This window comes from Arthrobacter sp. 05T410, from assembly GCF_056396505.1.
Window position 1 is genome coordinate 19,029 of sequence record NZ_JBFTLP010000008.1, and the last position, 24,460, is coordinate 43,488.

General features: G+C 68.0%; 21 protein-coding genes, 1 tRNA gene and 2 riboswitches. Of the genes, 14 read left to right on the forward strand and 8 right to left on the reverse strand.

All coding sequences use genetic code 11. The annotated features are described in order from the left end of the window. Positions 1–7 precede the first annotated feature (7 nt). The gene (locus AC1DFR_RS12505) at positions 8–643 is read left to right on the forward strand and encodes a DUF3027 domain-containing protein (RefSeq protein WP_476873481.1); all 636 of its coding nucleotides are present in this window, start codon (positions 8–10) and stop codon (positions 641–643) included. Positions 644–687: 44 nt separating this feature from the next. Continuing rightward, positions 688–2,007, forward strand: coding sequence for an MFS transporter (locus tag AC1DFR_RS12510; RefSeq protein WP_223914288.1), 1,320 nt, complete (start codon positions 688–690; stop codon positions 2,005–2,007). A 60-nt stretch (positions 2,008–2,067) separates the two neighbouring features. Here AC1DFR_RS12510 and serC read toward each other — a convergent pair whose 3' ends face one another. Beyond that, the gene (serC, locus tag AC1DFR_RS12515) at positions 2,068–3,198 is read right to left on the reverse strand and encodes a phosphoserine transaminase (protein WP_476873482.1); all 1,131 of its coding nucleotides are present in this window, start codon (positions 3,196–3,198) and stop codon (positions 2,068–2,070) included. A 359-nt stretch (positions 3,199–3,557) separates the two neighbouring features. Here serC and AC1DFR_RS12520 point away from each other — a divergent pair, with 359 nt between their 5' ends. The 9 genes from AC1DFR_RS12520 (at position 3,558) to AC1DFR_RS12560 (ending at position 14,333) form a co-directional block, all read left to right on the forward strand. Continuing rightward, positions 3,558–4,253: an iron-dependent transcriptional repressor DtxR gene (locus AC1DFR_RS12520; RefSeq protein WP_079555358.1), complete on the forward strand. Its 696-nt coding sequence runs from the start codon at positions 3,558–3,560 to the stop codon at positions 4,251–4,253. Positions 4,254–4,403: 150 nt separating this feature from the next. Beyond that, a riboswitch (cyclic di-AMP (ydaO/yuaA leader) is annotated at positions 4,404–4,618 on the forward strand. Positions 4,619–4,622: 4 nt separating this feature from the next. Continuing rightward, entirely contained in the window at positions 4,623–5,444 is an 822-nt protein-coding gene (locus tag AC1DFR_RS12525; RefSeq protein WP_476851273.1) for a M23 family metallopeptidase, read from the forward strand. 136 nt (positions 5,445–5,580) lie between these two features. Then, positions 5,581–5,750, forward strand: a riboswitch (cyclic di-AMP (ydaO/yuaA leader). Between the two features lie 295 nt (positions 5,751–6,045). Continuing rightward, positions 6,046–6,804 carry an NlpC/P60 family protein gene (locus AC1DFR_RS12530; protein ID WP_230009730.1) on the forward strand — a complete coding sequence of 253 codons (759 nt, stop codon included), beginning with the start codon at positions 6,046–6,048 and terminating at the stop codon, positions 6,802–6,804. A 219-nt stretch (positions 6,805–7,023) separates the two neighbouring features. After that, the gene (locus tag AC1DFR_RS12535) at positions 7,024–7,524 is read left to right on the forward strand and encodes an HNH endonuclease (RefSeq protein ID WP_026266867.1); all 501 of its coding nucleotides are present in this window, start codon (positions 7,024–7,026) and stop codon (positions 7,522–7,524) included. A 94-nt stretch (positions 7,525–7,618) separates the two neighbouring features. Next, a complete protein-coding gene (gene mobA / locus AC1DFR_RS12540; RefSeq protein WP_476873483.1) occupies positions 7,619–8,290 on the forward strand; it encodes a molybdenum cofactor guanylyltransferase in 672 nt (223 codons plus the stop codon). A 21-nt stretch (positions 8,291–8,311) separates the two neighbouring features. Continuing rightward, entirely contained in the window at positions 8,312–8,599 is a 288-nt protein-coding gene (locus AC1DFR_RS12545; protein ID WP_476873484.1) for a DUF6457 domain-containing protein, read from the forward strand. Beyond that, positions 8,596–10,200 carry a molybdopterin molybdotransferase MoeA gene (locus tag AC1DFR_RS12550; protein WP_476873485.1) on the forward strand — a complete coding sequence of 535 codons (1,605 nt, stop codon included), beginning with the start codon at positions 8,596–8,598 and terminating at the stop codon, positions 10,198–10,200. The genes AC1DFR_RS12545 and AC1DFR_RS12550 overlap by 4 nt, the downstream gene beginning before the upstream one ends. 134 nt (positions 10,201–10,334) lie before the next feature. Further along, complete coding sequence (gene fdhD / locus AC1DFR_RS12555) at positions 10,335–11,207, forward strand: formate dehydrogenase accessory sulfurtransferase FdhD (RefSeq protein ID WP_223914284.1); 873 nt, start codon at positions 10,335–10,337, stop codon at positions 11,205–11,207. A gap of 90 nt (positions 11,208–11,297) precedes the next feature. Next, complete coding sequence (locus tag AC1DFR_RS12560; RefSeq protein WP_476873486.1) at positions 11,298–14,333, forward strand: alpha-mannosidase; 3,036 nt, start codon at positions 11,298–11,300, stop codon at positions 14,331–14,333. Between the two features lie 258 nt (positions 14,334–14,591). On the opposite strand, the gene AC1DFR_RS12565 is transcribed toward AC1DFR_RS12560, so the two are convergent. Genes AC1DFR_RS12565 through AC1DFR_RS12575 form a run of 3 tightly spaced genes read right to left on the reverse strand, consistent with a single transcriptional unit; the run spans position 14,592 to position 16,853 of the window. After that, complete coding sequence (locus AC1DFR_RS12565; RefSeq protein WP_476873487.1) at positions 14,592–15,335, reverse strand: hypothetical protein; 744 nt, start codon at positions 15,333–15,335, stop codon at positions 14,592–14,594. Between the two features lie 43 nt (positions 15,336–15,378). After that, positions 15,379–16,110, reverse strand: coding sequence for a hypothetical protein (locus tag AC1DFR_RS12570; protein WP_476873488.1), 732 nt, complete (start codon positions 16,108–16,110; stop codon positions 15,379–15,381). After that, positions 16,107–16,853, reverse strand: coding sequence for a hypothetical protein (locus AC1DFR_RS12575; protein WP_230012263.1), 747 nt, complete (start codon positions 16,851–16,853; stop codon positions 16,107–16,109). The genes AC1DFR_RS12570 and AC1DFR_RS12575 overlap by 4 nt, the downstream gene beginning before the upstream one ends. Positions 16,854–17,131: 278 nt before the next feature. Here AC1DFR_RS12575 and AC1DFR_RS12580 point away from each other — a divergent pair, with 278 nt between their 5' ends. Both AC1DFR_RS12580 and AC1DFR_RS12585 read left to right on the forward strand, forming a co-directional pair. Next, a complete protein-coding gene (locus AC1DFR_RS12580; protein WP_476873489.1) occupies positions 17,132–18,799 on the forward strand; it encodes an ABC-F family ATP-binding cassette domain-containing protein in 1,668 nt (555 codons plus the stop codon). Then, positions 18,796–20,709: an ABC transporter ATP-binding protein gene (locus tag AC1DFR_RS12585; protein WP_476873490.1), complete on the forward strand. Its 1,914-nt coding sequence runs from the start codon at positions 18,796–18,798 to the stop codon at positions 20,707–20,709. Before AC1DFR_RS12580 ends, AC1DFR_RS12585 begins: the two co-directional genes overlap by 4 nt. A gap of 46 nt (positions 20,710–20,755) precedes the next feature. Here the strand turns inward: AC1DFR_RS12585 and AC1DFR_RS12590 are convergent, their stop codons facing one another. From AC1DFR_RS12590 to AC1DFR_RS12600, 3 genes are all read right to left on the reverse strand, one after another. Next, entirely contained in the window at positions 20,756–21,163 is a 408-nt protein-coding gene (locus AC1DFR_RS12590; protein ID WP_223914278.1) for an NUDIX hydrolase, read from the reverse strand. After that, on the reverse strand, positions 21,160–21,789 hold the full coding sequence (locus tag AC1DFR_RS12595; RefSeq protein ID WP_476873491.1) for a DUF6314 family protein: 630 nt from the start codon (positions 21,787–21,789) through the stop codon (positions 21,160–21,162). The genes AC1DFR_RS12590 and AC1DFR_RS12595 overlap by 4 nt, the downstream gene beginning before the upstream one ends. A gap of 1 nt (position 21,790) precedes the next feature. After that, a tRNA-Arg gene (locus tag AC1DFR_RS12600) sits at positions 21,791–21,863 on the reverse strand. A gap of 82 nt (positions 21,864–21,945) precedes the next feature. Here AC1DFR_RS12600 and AC1DFR_RS12605 point away from each other — a divergent pair. Beyond that, positions 21,946–22,743: a DUF998 domain-containing protein gene (locus AC1DFR_RS12605; protein ID WP_476873492.1), complete on the forward strand. Its 798-nt coding sequence runs from the start codon at positions 21,946–21,948 to the stop codon at positions 22,741–22,743. Positions 22,744–22,818: 75 nt separating this feature from the next. Here the strand turns inward: AC1DFR_RS12605 and AC1DFR_RS12610 are convergent, their stop codons facing one another. Next, on the reverse strand, positions 22,819–24,420 hold the full coding sequence (locus AC1DFR_RS12610) for a chitinase (protein WP_476873493.1): 1,602 nt from the start codon (positions 24,418–24,420) through the stop codon (positions 22,819–22,821). Between the last annotated feature and the right edge of the window lie 40 nt (positions 24,421–24,460).

Consider the following 24,460-nt stretch of genomic DNA (forward strand, 5'->3'; position numbering starts at 1 on the left):
GCTTTTGATGACTCAGGAACCTGATCAGTTGCCGGCGCCGGACGCCGGAACCGCAGCGCCCGCCGGGGCCAAAGCAACCGGCTCCAAGCAGGGAATCCGCCCGCGCGCCGGCGTGCCCGTCTGGCGCACCGGCAAGCCTGACGCCTTCCTGGCCGCCGCCGTCGACGTCGCCCGCACCGCGGTGGAGGGCATTGCCCCCGCCGAGCAGATCGGCGAGCACATCGGTGCCCGGAGCGAGGGCGACCGCCTGGTGACCCACCTGTTCGAATCCAGGCTCCCCGGATACCTGGGCTGGCAGTGGTACGCCGTGCTGACACGCAACTCGCGCTCCAAGGTGGTCACGGTGGACGAACTTGGACTCCTGCCCTCCGAGGACTCCATCCTGGCACCGGCCTGGGTTCCGTGGGCCGAACGGGTCCGCCCGGAAGACGCGCAGGCTGACGAGGCTGCCGAGGCTGCCGAGGCGCCGTCCGGTTCCGAAGCGCCGTCACAGGCGTCCGACGCCGACCAGCAGGATGACGCCGACGCCGACGACGCCGCTGACGCCGACGCCGACGACGCCGCTGACACCGACGCCGACACTGACGCCGACACTGACGCCGACGACGACGAGCGCGAACGCTCAACGGGCGAGGCCGACTAGCGGTTGGAAGCGTCCGGGAGCGTGTCTGGGGAGGGCTGGGGCTGATGTCCACGTTCAAATCCCTGCACATCCTGAACTACCGGATCTGGTTCGTCGGCGCCCTCATTTCCAACGTTGGCACCTGGATGCAGCGCACCGCCCAGGACTGGCTGGTGTTCGCCCACCTGACGGCGCACGATGCCGGGGCGGTGGGAATCACGATGGCCCTGCAGCTGGGCCCGCAACTCTTCCTGGCACCCGTGGCCGGACTGGTCGCCGACCGGTTCAACCGCAAGCGGCTCCTAGTGCTGACGCAGTCCGCCATGGCGCTGCTGAGCGCGGGGCTGGGCATCCTGGTGGTCACGGGCGCGGCGCAGCTCTGGCACGTCTACGCCTTTGCCCTGATGCTCGGGGTGGTCTCCGCCCTGGACGCCCCCGTCCGGCAGACCTTCGTCTCGGAACTCGTCCAGGACGACTACCTGCCCAACGCCGTGGCCCTAAACAGCGCGTCTTTCAATGTTGCCCGGATGATCGGTCCGGCCGTCGCCGGCGTGCTCACGGCCGTCGTCGGGCCCGGCTGGGTCTTCCTCATTAATACGCTCACCTTTGTGCCCCTGTTGCTGAGCCTGGCGAAAATCCCGTCGTCGTCGCTGCGCCGGCTGCCGCGGGCACCGGCGGGCAAGGGCAGGATCCGGGAGGGGCTGCGCTATGTGAGGTACCGTCCGGATTTGGTCGTGGTGCTGGTGGCGATCTTCATCGTGGGAACCCTGGGGCTGAATTTCGCCCTGTTCATCGCGGCCATGGTGGGGACCGAATTCGGCCTGGACGCGGGGGCCTTCGGCCTGATGAATTCGATCATGGCCATCGGATCCGTAGCCGGGGCCCTGCTGTCCGCCGGGCGCGGCAAGCCACGGCTGCGGGTCATCTTCGGGGCGGCCGCCGCCTTCGGCGTGACCTCGGGCATCGCAGCGATGGCCCCGAACTACTTCTGGTACGGCGTCGCACTTGTGCCCGTGGGGCTGTTCGCGATCACCATGATGACGAGCGCCAACGGGTACGTCCAGACCACCACAGAGCCCGTAATGCGGGGCCGGGTGATGGCCCTCTACATGGCGATCTTCATGGGCGGAACCCCCCTTGGTGCGCCGCTCGTCGGCTGGGTGGCAAACACCGCCGGCCCCCGCTGGTCCATGGCGGTCGCGGCGGGCGCCGGCCTGCTGGCGGCCCTGATCGGGCTGGTGTGGATCATCCGCGCGAAGCACCTGCGGCTCCACTTCAACCGCCGCGCCCACGGGCTGCGGTACTTCCGCGTCGAAAGCCGGACCGGGGCGGCCGGTGCCGGCAGGGACGCGCTGCCGGAGGCACAGCAGGGCGGACGGACCTGAAACGACGAGGGCGCCGTCACGGCTTAGGTTCTCAGGGCCGTGACGACGCCGGACGCGGGGCTACTTCTTCAGTTCCGCCACGACGAAATCGATGCACTCGAGCAGTGCCGAGACATCGTCGGGCTCGATCGCCACGAAGGTGGCGATGCGCAGCTGGTTGCGGCCCAGCTTGCGGTACGGCTCGGTGTCGACGACGCCGTTGGCGCGGAGCACCTTGGCGATGGCCGCGGCGTCGATCGAGTCATCGAAGTCGATCGTGGCGATCACGTTCGAGCGGTCCTCGGCCTTGGCCACGAACGGCGTGGCGTATTCGGACGCTTCGGCCCAGCGGTAGATGCGGCCGGCAGAATCCGCGGTCCGGCCGGCGGCGAAGTCCAGGCCGCCGTTGGCGTTGAGCCACTGCACCTGGGCGTCCAGGGTCACCAGCGTGGCCAGTGCGGGGGTGTTGTAGGTCTGGTTCAGCCGGGAATTGTCGATCGCCGTCTGGAGGTCAAGGAAGTCGGGAATCCAGCGGTTGCCGGCCTTGATCCGTGCCGCCCGTTCCAGCGCGGCCGGGGAGAACAGGCCCAGCCACAGGCCGCCGTCGGACGCGAAGTTCTTCTGCGGCGCGAAGTAGTACACGTCCGACTCCGCCACGTCCACGTCCAGCCCGCCCGCGGCCGAGGTCGCGTCCACGAGCACCAGCGACCCCTCGTCGGCGCCGGCCACCCGCTGGACGGGGGCGGCTACGCCGGTTGAGGTCTCGTTCTGCGGCCACGCATAGACGTCGACGCCGGCCTCCGCGCGGGCGGTGGGGCGGGTGCCGGGTTCGGCCTTGATGATGGAGGACTCGGCAAGGAACGGCGCCTTGTTGGTGGCGGAGGCGAACTTCGAGCCGAACTCGCCGAAGGACAGGTGCTGCGCTTTGTTCTCCACGAGCCCGAAGGTGGCAATGTCCCAGAACGCGGTAGATCCGCCGACGCCCAGCACGACTTCATAGCCTTCCGGTGCCCGGAAGAATTCGCTGAGGCCGCTGCGCACCGAGCCGACCAGGTTCTTCACGGGTGCCTGGCGGTGCGAGGTCCCCAGCAGCGTCGACGATGCCGCGGCCAGGGCGTCCATCTGTTCAGGCCGGACTTTGGACGGGCCGGCGCCGAACCGTCCGTCCTTGGGCAGGAGGTTGGCGGGGATCGTGATGCTGGTGTCGCTCACAGTGGCTCCAATTTTCGGCTGGTTCGTAGCGTGGCTGGGAGGTGGCGGGCAGGGATGAATACCACGGACACCCCTTTTCATTCTGCCTGTTTTATTCTGCCGGTCTTATTTTGCCTGACAGCTCCCGGCGATACGGAAAGAGGCCTGTCATAGTCCGGTCATTGAGACGCCGGGGACGGCCGGCCGGCTGGGGCTGGGACAATAGCTCCAGGTCGATCGAAAGATTATCCGGAGTAATTCAAAATAGGCTAGGCTGGCATGCGAACGTACGGCGGTTCCCGCCTGGGCGCATCCTGCATGCAGCCCGCACGCGGTACGGTGGGAATGACGCTAGGACTGCGCTCGAGGAGCTGAGCTGAATGACGGATCTGATCGATACCACGGAGATGTATCTTCGGACCATTCTGGAACTTGAAGAAGAAAACATCGTTGCCCTCCGCGCCCGCATCGCCGAACGGCTCCGCCACTCCGGCCCCACTGTGTCCCAGACGATCGGCCGGATGGAGCGCGACGGGCTGGTGGTCGTTTCCGGCGACCGGCACCTTGAACTGACGGAAACCGGACGGAAACGTGCAATCGGTGTCATGCGCAAGCACCGTCTGGCCGAACGCCTCCTCGCGGACGTGATCGGGCTCGACTGGGCCTACGTCCACGAGGAAGCGTGCCGCTGGGAACATGTCATGAGCGAACGCGTCGAGCGAAGAATCTTCGAGATGCTCAACCACCCGACGGTCTCGCCCTACGGAAACCCTATTCCGGGGCTTGCGGATCTTGGCGGCGTGCCCAATGGCGCCCCCGTGGACAGGCCTGTGAACCTGCTGGAGGCCATGGCCGGCTACGGGGTAACTTCCCGGGTTACGGTCAACCGGCTCGCGGAGCCGATCCAGGTGGAGCCGGAGCTTCTGGCCCAGCTCGACGAGGGCGGAATCAGGCCTGGCGCGCTTGTCTCGCTGGAGCGGGTGGGGGAGTACATCTCGGTCCGCGTCCCCGATATCGAAGGTGCCCTGGAGCTGCCGCCGGAGGTTGCCGCGCACGTCTTTGTAACAGTCGCCTGACCAGCCACTACGCGCCGGTCATGGGACGACCCATGAGTTGTCCACAATTGCGGTTACGGATTTATTACCGGGCGGCTTAATCGCCTATAGTTAGTGCCCAGTACCGATACCAAAGCGTTACCTGATCCGAAGCCGAGCCCTGCCAGCGGATCAGTCGCAGAACTACCTCCTGGCAGGGGCGGGGGAACCACTTTCGGCTGCTACTTCGGCAGCCTTGGGGTGAAGTCCGTCAGCGGCAAGCAGCTTCCACCGAAGGATCCCCTGGGGATGCATCTGTGCGTGGCTGCTTGCAACGGCGGACCGGGTCTTTGATCTCTCTGACCCGAATCCGACAGCTAACTTCGCAGGCCATCCAGAGAGGAACCGTTCTTGACCACCCAGACCTCCAGGGGCCGTCGCCGCGCGACCGGTCCCGCTCCGGAGCCGCGTCCCGTCGTCGCACACACGGCCGAACGCCCGCGGGACGTGCACCGGGATGAACGCCGTCGCCGTCGCAGTCCGTTCCGCCAGGTCACGGACTTTGCCGCGGCCAGCGGGGTCGGGCAGAAGGCCGGGATCGCCCTGGCCGCAACTGGTCTGGTTCTGACCGTGACGGTCCCCGTCACGAGCCCGGTGATGGCTTCGAATCCGGGCGGGTCCGGCGCGCTCTCCGCTGCCGTGCAGCCGGATGTCACCGCTGCCGCCGCCGCCAAAGTCGACTTCAACCGCACGGCCGTCACCACGAAGGGCGATCCGGACGGGAAACTCAAGCAGCTGCTGAGCGCCCAGTCTGTGGGCACCATCACCCGCGCGGCATCGGCCGGCACCCTGGGTGCGCCGCTCGACCAGCTGGTCACGGCCTCGCCCTTCGGCTACCGTGTCAGCCCCATTACCGGGGGCGCGGGGGAGTTCCACCGCGGTCAGGATTTCGCCGCCCAGTGCGGCACGGCGGTCCACGCGGCCGCCAGCGGCACCGTGACCTTCAACGGCTGGCATCCCTTCGGCGGGGGGAACCGCGTGGTCATCGATCACGGCAACGGCCTGGAGACCACGTACAACCACCTGTCCTCGGCCTCGGTCAAGGTCGGCCAGAAGGTTTCCCGCGGTGACGTCGTCGCCATGAGCGGAACCACCGGCGCCTCCACGGGCTGCCACCTCCACTTTGAAGTGATGGTCAACGGCGATGTCGTTGACCCGCTCGGCTGGCTCTGAAAAGACGATGGGCTGCTCTCAACTTCCTGTGACACGCCGTGATCTGAATGTGACATTGGATCCGGACTGCTGTAGGGTTTGAAGCACGCCAACTTTTCCGAAGTTGGCGCTCTTGAGTGGATTGCCTAGCTCTGCCACCGCTCAAGGTCCGTTCGCATTACATCGTCTGGCAGGGGCGGGGGAACCAATTTTGGCCTTCGAAAGAAGGCCTTGGGGTTAAGTCGTAAAGCTTCCCAGGAAGCAGCGCGGCCGGGTGACTCCCATCCGAATCCGACAGCTCACCTCGTAGGCATTGGGAGAGGCTACTTTCGTGTCTTCACGCCACAATTATGCGCGCATGCGCACCGGCGAGGCTCTGTCGAGCCCGCTGGAATCCACATCACGTGCCGCCCTTGCCGGCGCCCGGATTGGATCACGTTCCGCAGGCTCAATCTCTAGCGAGCCCGGACAGCATGCAGTTTCCGCTTTTGGCGCGTCTTCGCAGTACACCCTTCGCTAAGTAACCCATTTCGGGGCGATCCGGCGTACCCCCAAGATGCCGGAGCGTCCTCAGTCCGTGCCCGAAAGCGCGCGGTCCAAGGATCACGAAAGAGAGAACTTAATGACTACTCGTGCAAACGTTGCACGGCACCGCGCCGAGGTCACCAAGACCAACTCGCTGGCTGTTATTGCTAAAGCTGTCGGCGACAACGCCGGCGGCGTGGGCCGTCAGGCCGCGGTCATCGCCGCAGCTTCCGGTCTGGTCCTGACCAGCGGAATCGCAGCCAACGCTGCTGAAACCAATGTTCAGCGCGAATCCACCTCCGCTTCGGCCCTGGAAGTCCAGTCCGCAGCTCCGGCCACCATCTCGGCCGCTTCCACCATCGCGATCTCCTACGAGAAGCCCGCCGTGACCACCACGCCGGCTCCCGTTGTCGAGGCTCCCAAGCCCGTTGTCAAGGTCCAGGACGCCACGGCCACCCGCGCCGGCGGCACCGAGCTTGGCGTCAGCGGCGGCGTCGCTGCCCAGGCCCCCGCCGGCATCGGAAGCGGCGCAGGCGCGACCATCGCCGCCGCTGCCTACGCACAGATCGGCGTGGCGCAGGACTGCACCGCCCTCGCCACCAACGCCCTGGCCGCGGCAGGCATCCACTACCACGGCTGGCCGGCAGGTTACCTGTCCCTGGGCCGCACCGTGAGCGCCGCCGAGGCACGCCCGGGCGACCTCGCCTACTACCAGAACGGCGGCGTGGGCATGGCTCACATCGCGGTCTACGTCGGCAACGGCATGGCAGTGCACGGCGGCTGGAACGGCGGCACCACCGCGCTGTACAGCGTCAACGTCGGCTCCGGCCCGGTCTTCATCCGCGTCGGCGCCTAAGCACGAACCCCAGCATTCCAAAAGACCCCCGCCTCCCGGCGGGGGTCTTTTGCGTTGCTGTGCAGTGAACTTTCCGCGCCGGGGACCGCGCCGGTGAAAAAACATTCGGTGATCCGGCACTTGAGTGTTTACTCTTGTGTTGTCGATCCATAGCCCGACCATGCAGAGGGCAGCCGGCCCTCGTGCCGCTGGCGGGTGCGGCCGTGAAGAGGTATGCGGATGCGCACTCTCGTTCTGAATGCTGGATATGAACCGCTGGCGGTCATCACCTTCCGCCGGGCGCTCGTCCTTGTCCTGACCGGAAAGGCCAGCGTGGTGGCCGAAGGGGACGACCCCGTGGTCGGCCCCCAGGACATTTTGGGCCGCCCGTCCGTGATCCTGCTGAACCGCTACATCCGGCCCAGGTACAACACGATGACTGCGGTGAGCCGCCGCGGCGTGCTGCGCCGGGATGCCCACCGCTGCGCGTACTGCGGCAAGGCTGCCCACACCATCGACCACATCCAGCCCAAATCGCGGGGCGGGGCCGACTCCTGGGAGAATCTGGTGGCGGCGTGCCTGCGGTGCAACAACGCCAAGAGCGACCATACGCCGGCGGAGATGGGCTGGAAGATCGGTTTTGTTCCGGGCCCGCCAAAGGGTGCCATCTGGCAGATCAAGGAACTCGAGAAGCCGACGCCGGCCTGGGATCCGTTCCTGCTGCCTGAATCGGCTGCCTGATCTGCCCCCTTGCTGATTGATCAGCCGGTGAAGACGCTGCCGGCGCACGTGACGGCTTGTTCGGTGGCCGCTGGCGCCGCGCTAGGCTGAAACGATGGAGTTCGATGCCATCATTCTCGCCGGGGGCCGGTCCTCACGCCTCGGCGGCGTGCCCAAATCCGGGCTGGTCTACGACGGCGCCACCCTCCTGGAGCGGTCACTGCGGGCCGCCGGCGCGGCGGGGCGCACCGTCGTCGTCGGCCCCGACCCCGGGGGCCTGCCCGGCGGCGTCCTGACCTGCCGGGAAGAGCCGCCCTTCGCGGGTCCGGCCGCAGCCATCGCGGCGGGGCTGGCCGCCCTGGCCGCCGATCACGCGAGCCGGCACGCAGCAGCCGCGCCCTATACCCTCGTCCTGGCGTGTGACATGCCCCGGTCGGCCGGCGCGGTCCGTGCCCTGGCCGAGGCGCTGGCCACGTCCGGTGCAGGCACGCCGGAAAGGGACGCGGCCGACGGCGTCATGGCCGTCTCGGCCGACGGCCGGAAACAGCCGCTCGTGGGCTTTTATGGCACGGCCGTGCTACAACGTTCTGTCGCGGACGCCGCGTCCCGGGACCGGCTGGAAAACGCGTCGGTGTTCGCCCTTCTTGCTAGGCTGGACGTGCGGGAAGTTCGCGTTCCCCCGGGTTCCACGGATGACGTCGACACCTGGGATGACGCGTTCGCACTGGGGGTATCCGGCAGGATTCCCGACGGCGGTCCGGGCTCCGGCCCGGCTCTGCACAGCTGAACTCGACCATGGAGGCAAACGGTGAAAAGCCAGGACGAAACACTGGAAGACTGGTGCCGTGCCCTGCTCCAGGCCCTGGAGCTGGACGAAGTTGAGATTGACGTGAATGAGGTCCTCGCCCTGGCCGGCGTGGCCGCCCATTCCGTGGTGCGCCCGGCGGCACCGCTGACCACATTCATTGCCGGCTTTGCGGCCGGCCTGGCCTCAGGCTCCGGGCAGGCCACGGACTCCGTGTCCATGGAGTCCGCGATGGCCGTGGCCCGCCAGCTCGCCAAGGACTACGCAGCCGCCGAAACTTCCGGGGCATGACGGCTGCGGCCCCGGACGGCAACGGCCCCACCACCGCCGCAGGTGGAGATGGCGTCAGAGATGGCGGTGAAGATGGCGTCAACGATACCGGCGGAAATGGCGTCGGAAATGGCGGTGGAGAGGCTCCCGTAGACGGCCCTGGTGGCCCTCACATCGCGGCGCACCAGGATGCAGCGGGCGAAGACACTGCGGACCAGGATGGAGCGGACGAGGAGGCAGGGGACCAGGGCGCCGCGGACCAGGACGCCGCGGACCAGGACGCAGCGGACGAGGACACTGCCGCGGAGCCGCACAGGCACCTGGCCCACACGTGGCAGGAGGCCCGGCAACTCGCGTTCGAGTGCGCCGTTCCCATCCCGGCCGCCCCTGTTCCGCTGCGGCAGGCGCTCGGCCGGACGCTCGCGGCGGACGTCGTTGCCCGGCAGGACATGCCCCATTACGCTTCCTCTGCCATGGACGGCTGGGCCGTCAACGGCAGCGGCCCCTGGATCCTGGCCGAACCCGGCCAGCGTCTGGCACCACATCAGGCCAGCCCGATTGCCACCGGCGGCCTCATCCCGCCCGGGGCCAAGGCCGTGTTGCGCAGCGAAAGCGGCATCATCGACGTCGACGAGGACGGCCTGCCCGTCCTGAAGCTGGGCGGCACCGCGAAGCCGGGAGACCCGCGCAACGGCGACCACATCAGGAAGGCCGGGGAGGAAGCCGCCGCCGGGGACGTACTGATCAAGCGCGGCACGGTCCTGAACCCGGCCCATCTGGCCCTCGCCGCGCTGGCCGGAAGTGACACCCTTCCCGTGCTCGGCAAGGCCGTGGTCCGCCTCGTTTTCACTGGCTCCGAGGTCGTGACGAGCGGGATGCCGGCACCCGGGCAGGTCCGCGACACCTTCGGACCCCAACTGGCCGCCGTGGTGGGAATGCTCGGCGGGATCTGTACCGAAGAAGTGAAAGTCGGCGACACCTACGCCGAGTGGCTCGCCGCCCTCGAGGACACCGATCCTGCCGGTGAAAACCTGCCTGCCGACGTCGTGGTCACCACCGGCGGCACGGGGCGCTCCGGGACAGACCACCTCAGGCGCTCGGTCGCCGAGCTCGGCGGCCGCCTGCTGATCGACGGAATCGCCATGCGCCCGGGCCACCCCGCCGTGCTGGCCGAGCTGCCGGACGGCCGTTACATCCTCGGCCTGCCAGGAAACCCGCTAGCGGCCATGATGGCGCTGTCCACGATCGGTGCCCCACTCCTGGCGGCACTCGGGCACAGCGCGATCCCCCCGCTCAGCGAGGTGCCCTGCGGCTCGACAATTGACGCCGACCCGGGCCGGACCCGGCTCATGCCCTTCCGGCTGCTCTATGGCATGGCATCGCCGGCGCAGCACACCGGCCCGGGAATGATGCGGGGGCTGGCCGCCGCCGACGGTGTGCTGGTGGTCCCGCCCCATGGCGTGCAGCTGGGGGAACTGGTCCCCGCCTTCGCCCTCCCGTGGGGTGCGCCGTTGCCTGACGCGTCGGCAGCGGCCGCCGAACAGAAGCCGGCGGCGAAGCGGACCGCCAGGAAAACCTCGGCCAGTGACGGGCCGGTGGACTGGAGTGCCCTTTTGGGCTGAGTCCTGGCCCGCTGCGCCGGCGCGGAGACAAGGCACGCCGCCAGGATCAGGCACTTACAATGATGGAACCAGCCAAAGATTCAAACAGCCGCTAGCTTCAAACAGCGGCACACTATGTTGCTTAGGAGCACCGGATGGGCCGTGTGACACAGCGCCGCAAGGTGCACAAGATCGTCCTGGACGGGTCCCCGCAGGCCCTCGAATTCCCGGTCCGGCACCGAGAGGACGTCCTTGCCGTCGAGGAACCGCTGGAAATCCGGCTCGGCAACATGTCATTCTCCGTCACCATGCGAACGCCGGGCAATGACTTCGACCTCGTCGCAGGCTTCCTCGTCTCGGAGGGGATCATCTGGGCTCCCGAACAGCTGGTCTCGCTCAGGTTCTGCGCCGGCGAAGACGCCGACGGCATGCAGACGTTCAACGTGGTGGAGGCGCAGCTCAGGCCCGACGTCGTACGACCCGATACCGGACGCAACGTCTTCACCTCCAGTTCCTGCGGCATCTGCGGCACTGACTCGATCGATGCCGTACGGAAGTCCTCGCACTACAGCCCGGCACACGATCCGCTGACCGTCCCCGTCGAAACGCTCGCGGCCCTCCCGGACGCCCTGCGGTCCGCCCAGGAGGTCTTCGAAGTCACCGGCGGCGTGCACGCCGCCGGGCTCTTCAGGATCTCCGACGACGGCTCGGCCGAATTGCTGTGCCTGCGCGAAGACGTGGGCCGGCACAACGCGGTGGACAAGGTGGTGGGCTGGGCGCTCCGCGAAGGCCTGCTCCCGCTCCGGGGCACCGTACTGCAGGTGTCCGGCCGTGCATCGTTCGAGCTCGTCCAAAAGGCTGCCCTCGCCGGCATCCCGGTCCTCGCCGCTGTCAGTGCCCCCTCCAGCCTGGCCGTCGAGCTCGCCGAGGCCAGCGGGATGACACTGGCCGGGTTCAGCCGCGGGACCAGCCTGAACGTGTACGCGGGCCAGCAACGCGTAGCCGTTCCGGCGCCCGCGGCCGGCTAGGGGCAACAGTTGGCCAACGGGTTCTCCGCGGCGTAAGTTTTATCCATCGATTGGAGTCGATCGGACCCCCCAGCGCTGAAGAGGATCACATTGCACGACGACCGCCGTCTTACGGAAGTCCGGCTGGACCGCTTTCTGCGTGACCGGATCGGCCCGGCCGTCTACCCGCGCAGCGTGCCGCTGACGCTAAGCAACTGGGACGCGCCGGACGAACCCGTGCCAGTGCTCGAGGCCCTGCGGCAGGAGTTCACGCCCCAGGAACACGGCGTGGCCTGGGGCCGGCCCTGGAGCACCAAGTGGCTCCGGCTCCGGGGTGAGGTGCCGGACGCCTGGGGAACCGCGGCCGGAACCTCCGTGGAAGTCCTCGTGGACCTCGGCTTCAGCGGCGACCTCCCGGGATTCCAGTGCGAAGGCATTGCCTGGCGGTCCGACGGGACCATCATCAAGGCGATCTCGCCGCGGAACCAGTACATCCCGCTCAAGCTCCTGGGCAGTGGCATGGCCGTTGACTTCTACGTCGAAGCCGCGGCCAATCCCGACTTGTCCCAGAACTGGACTTTCGCCGCCACCCCCTACGGCGACAAGGCGACGTCGGGCAGCGAGCCGAAGTACCGCCTCGGCAGGATCGCCATCGCCGAACGCAACCAGACCGTCTGGGAACTGCAGCAGGACATCCTCACGCTCAGCGGGCTGATGCACGAACTGCCCATGGACCTGCCCCGCCGCCACGACATCCTGCGGTCGCTCGAACGCATGCTGGACATCATGGACCCCGACGACGTTGCCGGGACCGCGGAGGCCGGACGGGCCGCCTTGGCCGGAGCCCTGTCCCGGCCGGCCTATGCCTCGGCGCACCAGCTCGTGGCCACGGGCCACGCCCACATCGATTCGGCCTGGTTGTGGCCGGTCCGGGAAACCATCCGCAAGTGCGCCCGGACGTTCTCCAACGTCGTCGCCCTGATGGACGAGAATCCCGATTTCATCTTTTCGTGCTCCTCCGCCCAGCAGCTCGCGTGGATGAAGGAGTACTATCCGGAGCTCTTCGGGCGCATCCGGGACAAGGTCCGCGCCGGCCAGTTCGTTCCCGTCGGTGGGATGTGGGTCGAATCCGACTCCAACATGCCCGGCGGCGAGGCCATGGTACGGCAGTTCCTCGAGGGTAAAAGCTTCTTCCTGGCCGAATTCGGGGTCGATTGCCAGGAGGCGTGGCTGCCGGACACCTTCGGGTATTCCGCCGCCCTGCCGCAGATCATCAAGGCCGCAGGCAGCCGCTGGTTCCTGACCCAGAAGATCTCCTGGAACCAGGTCAACAGGATGCCTCACCACACCTTCAACTGGGAAGGAATCGACGGCACCCGCATCTTCACCCATTTCCCACCGGTGGACAGCTACAACTCCGACCTCAGTGCCCGGGACCTGGCGCACGCAGAACGGAACTACCGGGACCACGGACGCGGAGGCACGTCGCTGGTTCCGTTCGGGTACGGCGACGGCGGCGGGGGCCCAACCCGCGAGATGCTGGCCGCAGCGCAGCGAACGGCGGATCTGGAAGGATCCCCGAAGGTGCGGGTCGGCTCGGCGGCCAGCTTCTTCAGCCAGGCCCAGGCCGAGTATGAGCCCCTTCCGGTCTGGGTGGGGGAGATGTACCTGGAACTGCACCGCGGCACCTACACCAGCCAGGCCAAGACCAAGCTGGGGAACAGGCGCAGCGAGCACCTCCTCCGGGAAGCCGAGCTCTGGAGTGCCACCGCGGCTGTGCGGACCGGGCACCGCTACCCGGCTGCGGAGCTCAAGCGACTCTGGCGGCTGGTCCTGCTGCAGCAGTTTCACGACATCCTGCCGGGAAGTTCCATCGCCTGGGTCCACCAGGACGCCGAACGGAACTACGCCGCCGTCGAACGGGGACTGGAAGCGATCATCACGAACGCCGCGGCGGCGGCCCTCGGCACCGGCAGCCGGAAATTCCTGCTCAACGCCGCCCCGCACGAGCGCCTGGGCGTGCCGGCCCTGGCGGCTGCTGAACCGGTCCGGCCCGGGCAGCCGGTAGAGGTCACTGAGGACGGCGGCGGCTACATCCTGGACAATGGCATCATCCGTGCCGTGGTGGATGCCCGCGGACTGCTGGTCTCCCTCACGGACCGGGCCACCGGACGCGAGGCGATTGCTCCCGGCGAGGTGGGAAACCTCCTGGAGCTGCACCGGGACACGCCCAATGAATGGGACGCGTGGGACATCGACGCCTTCTACCGCAGGAACGTCGTCCGTCTGGAACAGGCGCTTTCGGTGGCACTGGAGCGCGACCCCCGGGGCGAAAACCCGGACGCCGTCGTGGTGGTGGAGCGGATGGCCGGGTCCTCCGCGGTGACCCAACGGATTAGACTAGCGCCGGGTGCAGACTCGCTCGCGATCACTACGGCCGTGGACTGGCAGGAGAGCGAAAAGCTGCTCAAGCTGGGCTTTGCATTGGATGTCAGGGCCGACCGGTCGGCGGCGGAGACGCAGTTCGGGCACGTGTTCCGCCCGACCCATGTCAACACGTCCTGGGAGGCCGCGAAATTCGAAATCTGCGCCCACCGCTGGATCCACGTCGCCGAGCCGGGCTATGGGGTGGCGATCTCCAACGCTTCCAGCTACGGCCACGACGTCACCCGCAATGTCCGGGAGGACGACGGCGGCACCACCACCACAGTGCGGCTCTCGCTCCTGCGGGCACCGAAGTTTCCGGATCCCGGCGCGGACCAGGGCAGGCACGAGCTGCACGTCACGGTCCGTCCGGGCGCCACGATCGCCGACGCCGTCGAAGAGGGCTACCGCACCAACCTGGCGCCGCGGATGGTGCACGGGGAGCACGGGGTGGAACCGCTGGTCAGCGTGTTCAATCAGGCCCTTGTCATTGAAGCGGTCAAACTCGCTGAAGACGGTTCCGGGGATGTGATTGTCCGGCTCTACGAAGCACTGGGGGAGCGGTCCACGGGCGTGGTGAAGGCCAATTTCCCGGTCCGCGGGCTGCACGCCGTGGATCTGTTGGAACGGCCCGTCGATGCCCCGGGAGTGACGGCGGGCCGCGATTCCGCCGAGCTTACTTTGCGGCCATTCCAGCTGGTCACGCTGAGGTTTGTGCGCTGAAAGACAGGGCCGCCTGACGCCGCCTTTCCCGCAGGGGAATGCGGCCGACGGTGTCGGGGAATCCGAATACTGTCGGGAACAACCGGAAAACCCCTTAAACAGGCTGAGTGGGAGCGGTCCTACCGGACCGCTACCACTCATCCCCCCAATGGCGCTTGGACGGCTGCCTCTGCTTCGCACGGCTGACTTCCGTACACGAAGCGATTGCCGCTTTCACACATTCATGATTCTCTCACGGTCTAATGATTTTGTGAATGCCTACTTTTGGTTCTTGCGAAATGTTGCGCGAGCGTTATGAGATTCCTTGGCGGCGAGCCCGGAAGCCCAGAACAGTCCCAGGCCCAGGACATAGCCCAGGACGGCCAAATAGTTGACCGTCTGCTGAGCGAGGGTCCACGCTTTCGGGGCGAAGGAGGCGGGTACGCTGCAGGCGGTGGCGAGGGCGCCGAGGCATGTCAGGAGGGCCGCGGCACGCACCAGCCGCGGCAGCTGGCTCCTTGTGGTGGCCACCAATGCCGGCAGCAGGGCGAGGGAGACAAAAGCAGGATAGGTGCGGCCGGCCGCGGCGTAGAACGGCGCCAGGGCGGCATTGCGTCCACCGTTGTCCGCGATGTCCAGCATGCCGGCCGACGACCCGCGGGTGTCCATGAAGAAGAAGGTCACCGCCACGACGACGGCGCTGAGGGCCAGGGCCCAGCGCCCGGCCGGCCCCGCGATGAGGCGGTAGCCGGGCTCGTCTGCCAGGCCCCGCGCCACGCGCAGACCGACCAGCAGGACCGCGGCGAATACGAGGAAGCGCAAGATCAGGTGGGCGAGGTTCCATCCCCCCAGCGCCCCATCGATCGCCTCATAGGGGCCGGGCACCGAGAGCAGGCTGCACAGGGTCGCGAGCACCAGGATCCAGAAGACGGTCCTGTTCCGCCCCTGGATCGCATCCGGAACGCGGAGGAGGAGCACCACGGTGCAGATGATCAGCGTGCCCCACTGGAGGGTTGCAATCATTCCCGGTTCTCCCACATCGCTTGCCTGCTCAGCCCCAAAGTGGTCAGATCATGCCAGCATGCTTCTTCGGCGCACGCTTCGCAAGCGTCTTAGCCAGCCAGATCATGCACAGTCCCAGGACAAGGCACAGGACCGCCGAGTAGTTGATGACGAACCGCATGAACCCGAGGGGCGGAGGGATGACCGGGGAGAGCAGGCTGAGGCAGATGGCCACGGTGCCCACGGCCAGCAACCCGGCGCTGGACCGGACAAGGGCCGGAAGTCCGCTGCGCAGGGTCCGCAGCATCGCCGGAAACAGGGCCGCGGTGATGAACGCGGGGTACAGGCGCCCGGCGGCCCCGTAATACTCCACCAGGGCGGCATTGCGGCCGTCCTTGGCGAACACGGCGACCAAACCCGCCGAGGAGCCGGCGGTATCCATCATGAGGAAGACCACCACCACCACAGCCGAGGCGGCAGCGGCTACTGCGATGCCGATGGGGCCGGTGATGAGCCGCAGGGCGTCGCACGCGCTGAAGCCCCGGGCCATCCGGAGACCAAGGAAGAAGATGACGGCGAAAATGACGAAGCGCAGCAGCAGGTTGGCGACGTTCATGCCTCCCAGGGCTTGGTCCACGGCCAGATACGGGGCATCGATGCTGAGCAGGATCGCCAGGGTCATCAGCGCAAGGATCCAGAACAGGGACCGGTTCTCACCCCGCAGGACACTGGGCACGCGGACGAGCGTGGCGACGCAGCATATCGCCAGTGTGGTCCACTGCAGGATCGCGATCATCCGAGGTTCTCCCAAATCTTTTGTGTTTGTGCCTGCTCCTGCTCATGGCGCCGCAGCGATTTTCCGAGCGCCTGAAGACGTTCCCCGGCCAGGGCGCTAAGGTCGCCGTCGGAAAGAGCGTCCAACGCGGCTTGCTTCGCCCCGGCCGTCCAGCCGGCCTCAGCCTCAGTTATCAGGCCCGTGGCGACGAGCCCGCCCGTGAAGCCTACGCCCGCCGCGCGGGCCGTCGCGACCGCAAGCTCGGGGGACAGCCGGTTTGCCGTGAGCTGCGCGGAGTAATTTTGCGGTGCCACCCCGGTGGCGGCCGAAACCCGGTGGCGCAATTCACCATCGTCAATCGCATCCACCCAGTTCCGGACCGACGTGGCGTGCGGTGCGGGGCTCAGAGCCGGGGTCATTGAGCTGCCCTGGTCACCGTAGCCGCCGTAGGCCGGGGAAGAACGCGAAATGACGGCGCGCAACAGGTCCATCGTGGCGACCTGGCTGACGAGTTCGGCCGGGGTCGGCGGCTGCGGCGGGGCGGCCAGCTCCGCATAATGCTCGAAGGAAGCGAGTTCCGCCAGCGGACTCAAATCCAGGGCCCGGCTGATGCTGACCAGGGTGGTTTCGGCCACCTTTCCGCGGACCAACTGCTGGGCGAAGGTGGTGCGCTTGATCCCGGAGATCCGGCAGAGATCGGCTGTGCTCGCGGACGGGGCAACCCGATGAAGCCAGAGTTGGAACGCCTTTGCGGGTAGTGGCATCTAGGGCTTCCTGCGGAGTCGACGGGCAGTATGGCTACTGGCATGCGGTGGGGCAGCAGCGATTGAGGCGGGGGGTGGCGGCGGTGTGGCGGTGCGGGCTGGGATTTTGCGTGAGGTCCTAATTCAACTATGCTAAATGGTCGAACCCGCTGGTCCGTACACCCCCCAAGTCCGGACCGGCGGGTTCTTCTATGCCCGGCCGGTTTTCTGTCCCGTCCGGACCCGCAGTTTCTCCCAGACGGGAGGCCCGTTTTGGGCCGCAGTGAGAGGATGAAGTAATGACTGCAACCCTTGTTGCCAAGGATCTTTCCGGTGGACACGATCACCGCACACTCTTCTCGAAGCTGTCCCTGACCGTAGCCCCCGGCGACGTCGTCGGCGTCGTCGGCGCCAATGGTGCCGGCAAATCAACCCTGCTGCGGCTGCTGGCCGGCGTCGACGGTCCGCAGGAAGGCACCGTGAGCCTGGCCCCCGCCGACGCCTTTGTCGGCTGGCTGCCGCAGGAACACGAACGGATTGCCGGCGAAACGGTCGCGGGCTACATCGCCCGGCGCACCGGCTGTGCCCAAGCGACCCTGGAGATGGAATCCACCGCGGAGGCGCTGGGCTCCGGCGCTCCGGGCTCCGACGACGCCTACTCCCTGGCCTTCGACCGCTGGATGGCCTCCGGCGCCGCTGACCTGGAGGACCGCATCCCGTCCGTCCTGGCGGACCTTGGCCTCGATGTGGGCCCCGACGCCGGAATGACTGGCCTGTCCGGTGGCCAGGCGGCCCGCGTGGCGCTCGCCGCCCTGCTGCTGAGCCGGTTCGACATCGTGCTCCTGGACGAACCCACCAACGACCTGGACCTCAACGGCCTGGCCAAGCTCGAGGCCTTCGTGCAGGGCCTGCGCGGCGGCGCCGTCCTGGTCTCGCATGACCGCGAGTTCCTGGCGCGCTGCGTCACCACGATCGTGGAACTGGATCTGGCCCAGAACTCGGTGGCGGTATACGACGGCGGCTACGAGGCCTACCTGGAGGAACGCGCCGTCGCCCGCCGGCACGCCCGGGAACGTTTCGAGGAGTACGCGAACACCAAGGCGGACCTCGTCTCCCGGGCCCGCACCCAGCGCGAATGGAGCTCCCAGGGCGTCCGCAACGCCATGAAGAAGAACCCGGACAACGACAAGATCCGCCGGGCGGCCAGCACCGAGTCCTCCGAGAAGCAGGGCCAGAAGGTCCGGCAGATGGAGTCCCGCATCGCCCGGCTCGAAGAAGTGGAAGAGCCGCGCAAGGAATGGCAGCTGCAGTTCAGCATCGGGGCGGCACCCCGCTCCAGCGCCGTCGTGGCCACCTTGCGCGACGCCGTCGCGGTGCAGGGCGACTTCACTCTCGGCCCGGTGAACCTGCAGCTGAATGCGGGGGAGCGGATCGGGATCACGGGTCCCAACGGCGCCGGCAAATCCACCCTGCTCCGGCTCCTGCTCGGCGTCCAGCAGCCCGACTCCGGTGACGCGTCCATGGGCGCGTCCGTGGCCGTCGGCGAGATCGACCAGGCGCGCGGGCTGTTGGCCGGCAGACTGTTGCTCGCAGACGCCGTTGAGGCCGTCCTGACAGAGCAGACCCCGGCCGAGGTGCGCACCCTGTTGGCCAAATTCGGCCTCAAAGCCGATCACACCAACCGGGCCGTGGACTCCCTCTCCCCGGGGGAACGGACCCGGGCAGCCCTGGCGCTGCTGCAGGCCCGCGGCGTGAACCTGCTCGTTCTGGACGAACCCACCAACCACCTTGACCTGCCCGCCATCGAACAGCTCGAGGAAGCCCTCGACAGCTATGACGGCGCGCTGCTGCTGGTCACCCACGACCGCCGGCTGCTGGAAAACGTCCGCCTGGACGTGCGCTGGAACGTCGAAAACGGCGTCGTCACCGAACTGCACGCCGATGCCCCGAAAGGCAACACCAAATGAGCATGGACCGGGTCGCCTGGAGCTCCCTCTACAACATCACCCGCGCCTCCAGCGGGTCCAAGCCGTTCTCGAAGGAGACCCTGAAGCGCGTCTTCAGTTTTGCCCGCCCCCACCGCAGCAAACTGATCGCCTTCGTCCTGCTGTCCATCGTGATGGCCTTCCTGGCCGTCGCCACCCCGGTCCTCGCCGGGCAGGTGGTCGACGCGATCATCGCCCACGCGGAGGCCTCAACGGTGATCTGGTTGGCCGTCCTGATCGCCGTCGTCGCGATCGCCGAGGCCGGAATCGGCTTGGTGACGCGCTGGATGTCCTCCACGATCGGCGAAGGCGTGATCGTGGACCTGCGCACGAAGGTCTTCGACCACGTCCAAAAGATGCCGATCGCGTTCTTCACCCGGACCCGGACCGGGGCCCTCGTCAGCCGGCTGAACAACGATGTCATTGGCGCGCAGTCAGCCTTCGCCGGCACGCTCTCCGGCGTGGTCAGCAACGTCGTGGCCCTGGCGTTGACCCTCGCGGTGATGCTGAACAAATCGTGGCTTGTGACCGTGCTCGCCATGATCCTGCTGCCTATCTTCCTGATCCCGGCCCGCCGGATGGGCTCCAAGCTGGCCGATCTGCGGCGCGAAGCCGCCGAACACAACGCCACCATGGGCACCCAGATGACCGAGCGCTTCTCCGCGCCCGGCGCCACGCTGGTCAAGCTCTTCGGCCGCCCCGACGAGGAATCCCGCGAGTTCGCCCTCCGGGCCGGCCGCGTCCGGGACATCGGCGTCCGCACCGCCATGCTGCAGTTCACCTTCGTCACGGCGCTGACACTGGTCTCGGCCTTGGCACTGGCACTGGTCTACGGCCTGGGCGGCTGGCTCGCGCTCGCCGGGCAGTTGAACGCGGGCGACGTCGTCGTGCTGGCACTGCTGCTCACCCGCCTGTACGCGCCGCTCACGGCACTTTCAAACGCACGGGTCGAGATCATGAGCGCCCTGGTCAGCTTCGAACGCGTCTTCGAGATCCTGGACCTCAAGCCGCTCATCCAGCAGAAGCCGGACGCGGTGGCCTCCCCGTCAGGTCCGCTCTCGGTGGAGTTCGACAACGTCCGCTTCGCCTACCCCTCGGCGGACAAAGTCTCGCTGGCCTCCCTGGAGGACGTGCTGACCCTGGACACCCGCGGCGGCGAGGAAGTGCTGCACGGCATCAGCTTCCGGGTGGAGCCGGGCCAGACGGTGGCCCTCGTCGGCTCCTCCGGGGCGGGCAAGTCCACCATTGCGCAGCTCCTGTCGCGCCTGTACGACGTCGACTCAGGCGCCATCCGCTTCGGCGGCACGACGCCCGGCGCGGGCGTGGACGTCCGTGACCTCACGTTCGACTCGATGCGCGCGACCCTCGGCATGGTGACGCAGGACGGTCACCTGTTCCACGAGAGCATCGCCTCCAACCTGCGCCTGGCCCGGCCGGAGGCCACCGAAGAGCAGATGTGGGATGCGCTGCGCCGTGCCCGGCTCGAAGACATGATCCGGTCCCTGCCCGATGGGCTGGACACTGTGGTGGGGGAGCGCGGCTACCGGCTCTCCGGCGGCGAGCGGCAACGCCTGACGATCGCCCGCCTGCTGATCGCCCAGCCGCGGGTGGTCATCCTCGACGAAGCCACCGCCGCGCTGGATTCGACCAACGAGGCCGCCGTCCAGGAGGCGCTGGGCGCCGCGCTGGAAGGCCGTACCGCCGTCGTGATCGCGCACCGTCTCTCGACGATCCGTGCGGCGGACGCGATCCTGGTGGTGGAGGACGGCTCGATCGTGGAGCGCGGCACCCACCGGGAGCTTCTCGCCGCCGAGGGCCGCTATGCGGAGCTGTACCGGACGCAGTTCTCCGAGGCCAGCGCGGTGGCACAGGAATCCGTGCCCGGCTACTGAGCCGCCGTTTGGAAGCCGGCGTTGGAGGTCCTGGCCGGTGGAGGTCCTAGCAGGACGGCTTGGCGGACAGGGCCGGCAGCACATGGTCCGTCAGCAGCGGGGCGAGGTCGCCGGGCAGCTCGGCGGACAGGTCCAGCCAGCGGATCTCGGCGATTTCCGCCGACGGCCGGGCGCTCCACACCCCGGGCGCCGTGAAGACCGTGGCCTCGATCTGGGTGGCCGCCTCGTTGGCGGCATCCGCCAGCCAGCAACCCAGCAGGTCCAGGCGGTCCGGGGCCAGCACGATCCCCACTTCCTCCTGGAGCTCGCGCGCCGCTGCCTGGGCCGCTGTTTCGCCGGCCTCGGGTTTGCCGCCGGGGTGCATGAACTTGTCCGTGCCGCGTTTGCGGACGGTCAGGAGGCGTCCGGAGCGATCGAAAACGCAGACGGCGGAGACGACGATGCGCGGGTTCACCCGGCGCGCCCTGAATCCGGCGCGGCATCCGGCGCGGCATCCGGGGTTGCATCCGGCGTCACGCGTGGCTTTGTCTCCGGATCCGGGTCTGTTCCTGCACTTGGTCTTGCTCCTAGTTTTGCCTCTGGTTTTGCGTCTGGTTTTGCTTTCAGCCGTCGCAGGACGGACTCCAGCAGCTGGTCCTTGGCCGGCCCGGTGACGTCCCAGCGGTAGCCGCATTGGTCCGGACCGCGGAAGGTGTATGTCACGCGGTACGTGTCCGGGTCGCACCAGTGCTCGTCCTGATTGGTTTGCCCGGCGAAGCCCATGCGGTGGAAGGGGCGGCCATCCGGGAAGTACACGCCCAGGACATCGGGGGTGTCCGCCGGCCGCAACAGATATTCCCGGCTCGCCGGGCCGGAGAACGGCGCGCCGCCCGAGGGTGCCCAGCGCACGGTGCCTTCTTCACGCCACCACAGGCCGCCGTCGTCGTCGGCAGTGAAGCGTACGACGCCGGTGAAGGTTCCGCTGGTGCCGGTGCTGCGGTCCAGCAGGGTGCGGTCGACGGACCAGGAGCCGCGCAGGTAGGCGCGGAGGTCAAAGCCCGGACCCGTGTCCGGGGTTTCGTCCGGGGCAGGAATGTTCAAGTGCCCTCGATTGGAATCGAACCAACGACACCGGCTTTAGGAGAGCCGTGCTCTATCCACTGAGCTACGAGGGCGGGTATCCGCGGGCGGCCGGGGCCGGTCCGGTCGGACACGGATATAAGCATACAAGGTGAGCGCGCGTACTACGCTCTTGGCATGACTGCAGGAACCACCGAGCTTTCCGCCGGAGCCCTCTACTACCCCGATGTGGCCGAGACCAGGTTTTACGTCGGGGCCCTGGCGAAGCTGAGCGTACTGCAGTATTTCGTGGCCGAGTCGGCTGTGATCGGTGCCTGGGCGGGAGCGGAGCCATACAGCCGCCGCACGGGCTACATCAGCGACCTCGGCGCCGTGGCGTGCGGAGAGTTCTCCGGCCGGGACGTCTGCTCGCCGGCGCACCTGCTGATGAACGCGTCATTTGTGGTCCAAGGCCTTGGCATGGTGGTCGGCGCGCTGCTGCTCGGCTCGGCGCTCCTGTGCTGTGCCGCGCGGACCGGAGTGCCCCTCCGGCGCGGCCGGGTATCGGGGCAGGCGCACGGCCGCGCGCGCTGGGGCGCAGGGGTGGTGGCAGCGGCCGCCGCCCGGCTGCTGACCGGCGCCGCCGGGGCAGGAACGGTCATCGTGGGGCTGGTGCCCGAGGACACGGGATCGGCCTGGCACCTGGCCGGCGCCCTGATGTACTTCGCCGCCGGCGCCCTGGCGCTCCTGATTCTCGGTTGGCTTTGGCTCCGGCAGACGCCGCTCGGGTGGTTCATCCTGGGCTGCGGGGCCGTGTCCTTGGCGGCGCTCATTGCGGGCGGGCTGACGGGCATGCACGTGCCGGAACCCGGTGCCCTGGAACGGCTCATGGGCTATCCCATCACCGTCGGCGTCGCCGCGGCCGGCCTTGTCATCGCCCAGCGGGTCCAGCACGAACGCACGGCGCGCAAGCTCGCCCGGGCCCAGGCCCGCTGAGGCAGGCACGTTGAGGCGGGCCCGTGCAGGCCACAAGGCCCGGGCTGGAGGGCCCGGGCCCGGTGAAGCGGGCCCTTAGGGCGCCGGCGCGGACGCCGTCGCGCTGGGAAGCGGGGTGGCAGTCGCCGTCGCCGGGGCCATGAGCTTCATCAGTTCCTCGTCCCGCAGCTTTGACCACGGCGACTCCGGCGATCCCTGCAGCGCAGCTTCGGGGCTGTCGGTCTGGGTCCACCATTTTGCTTCGAAGACCCGACCTTCGAAGAGCACCCGTGCGCCCTTGCGGTAGACCGTGGCGGGCTGCCACGCCGGGGCGGTCCCGGCCGGTGCCGTCAGCTGCGGGGTAGGCCGGTCAGCGGCCAGGACCGGACCGATAATGCGCCAGGGGGTCGCGGTGCCCTGGAGGACGGGATCATCCGGGGTGTCGGCGCGGGTCCACCATTTGGCCTCGTAGACGTTCGAATGCCATACGATCCGCTCCCCGGCGGTGTAGGCGGTGTTCTCGGACCACACCGGGTACGGGCTGGTGGAGGGATTGTCGCTGACGGCCGGGACCGGCGTCGGCGCAGCCGCGGCGGCAGGCGCAGACGACGGGCTGGCCATGACACCCGCGCCGAGGATCGTGGCGAAGGACGAGCTTCCCTGGTCCACGCCGCTGCAGCCATCGGAAACCTTCGTGACGTCCGGGAAGTTCTGGCTGCAGGTGCGGTCACGGTTCAGGGACCACATGGAAAGCCGGCCGATGCCGCGGGCACTGGCGTAGGCGCTGAGTTCCTGGGCGTCCTTGAGGGTGAAAATTTCGCCGGCGACGTCGTTCTGGCCGATCATCGGCGTCAACCCGACTTTGCGCCACACCGTTCCGCTGCCGAGTTCGGTGCCGGCGGCCCGGTACAGGCCGGTCAGTTGCTGATGGGTGGCTTCCGCGGCGGATACCGCGTTCTCGTACATCGACCGGCCCGGCAGCATGCTTCCGCCGTAGTCCATGGTCATGGCGTTCACGCCGGTGAGGTCGACCCCCGCAGCGATCACCTTCTGGACAGCGTCGCTGCCGGTCGCCGTGAGGCCGTTGGGATCCGCCGGCAGCGTCAGCCAGACGCTCAGGGACTTGCCCTCGCGCTGGCGCTCCTGCTGGAGCGCTGCGATGGCCACTGAGCGCCGCTGAAGGGCCGCGGGGTCGGACAGGGCCTCGCCTTCCACGTCCAGATCGATGCTGCTGACCTGGTAGCGGTCGACGACTGTCCGGTACGCCGACTTGAGCTGGGCAGGATCGGTGCACGTGACGGCCAACTCCTGGTTGGCCAGCCCGCCGAAGGACACCGCCACGCTGCCGCCGAGCTGCTGAAGCCGGGCCACCCGCCGGTCCAGGTCCAGTGAGGCCGCGGCGTCGGAGAGGGAGTAGGCCGCCCCCCAGGAAGGTGAGCACGGCTCCTTGGGATCAGCCACCACGAAGGACAGCACGACCTTTTCGGCTTCCTTGGACGCCGGGTCCTCGAATGCGTACCGGGGCGTGGCCGTGACATCGACATATCCCGAGAAAACGGACGGGATGGCCTCGGCCGCCCGGACGTCCTGGAAGTTGCCCCATGCGACAACGCCGCCGCCGGCGGCCGCCACCACGGCGCCGATGAGTACACCCAGCCGGACCACAGATAGTTTGCGGCCTGGGAATCGTTCGGACACGGGGCCCCCCCTTGTGCGTCTTTCGTTGGGCAGCCGGGCA

What these genes read in the sequence shown, in the direction of transcription:
- AC1DFR_RS12505 (WP_476873481.1), top strand. Translation starts at nt 8, where the DNA reads ATGACTCAGGAACCTGATCAGTTGCCGGCGCCGGACGCCGGAACCGCA.
- AC1DFR_RS12510 (WP_223914288.1), top strand. Translation starts at nt 688, where the DNA reads ATGTCCACGTTCAAATCCCTGCACATCCTGAACTACCGGATCTGGTTC.
- AC1DFR_RS12520 (WP_079555358.1), top strand. Translation starts at nt 3,558, where the DNA reads ATGACGGATCTGATCGATACCACGGAGATGTATCTTCGGACCATTCTG.
- AC1DFR_RS12530 (WP_230009730.1), top strand. Translation starts at nt 6,046, where the DNA reads ATGACTACTCGTGCAAACGTTGCACGGCACCGCGCCGAGGTCACCAAG.
- AC1DFR_RS12535 (WP_026266867.1), top strand. Translation starts at nt 7,024, where the DNA reads ATGCGCACTCTCGTTCTGAATGCTGGATATGAACCGCTGGCGGTCATC.
- mobA (WP_476873483.1), top strand. Translation starts at nt 7,619, where the DNA reads ATGGAGTTCGATGCCATCATTCTCGCCGGGGGCCGGTCCTCACGCCTC.
- AC1DFR_RS12550 (WP_476873485.1), top strand. Translation starts at nt 8,596, where the DNA reads ATGACGGCTGCGGCCCCGGACGGCAACGGCCCCACCACCGCCGCAGGT.
- fdhD (WP_223914284.1), top strand. Translation starts at nt 10,335, where the DNA reads ATGGGCCGTGTGACACAGCGCCGCAAGGTGCACAAGATCGTCCTGGAC.
- AC1DFR_RS12565 (WP_476873487.1), bottom strand. Translation starts at nt 15,335, where the DNA reads ATGATTGCAACCCTCCAGTGGGGCACGCTGATCATCTGCACCGTGGTG.
- AC1DFR_RS12570 (WP_476873488.1), bottom strand. Translation starts at nt 16,110, where the DNA reads ATGATCGCGATCCTGCAGTGGACCACACTGGCGATATGCTGCGTCGCC.
- AC1DFR_RS12575 (WP_230012263.1), bottom strand. Translation starts at nt 16,853, where the DNA reads ATGCCACTACCCGCAAAGGCGTTCCAACTCTGGCTTCATCGGGTTGCC.
- AC1DFR_RS12580 (WP_476873489.1), top strand. Translation starts at nt 17,132, where the DNA reads ATGACTGCAACCCTTGTTGCCAAGGATCTTTCCGGTGGACACGATCAC.
- AC1DFR_RS12585 (WP_476873490.1), top strand. Translation starts at nt 18,796, where the DNA reads ATGAGCATGGACCGGGTCGCCTGGAGCTCCCTCTACAACATCACCCGC.
- AC1DFR_RS12605 (WP_476873492.1), top strand. Translation starts at nt 21,946, where the DNA reads ATGACTGCAGGAACCACCGAGCTTTCCGCCGGAGCCCTCTACTACCCC.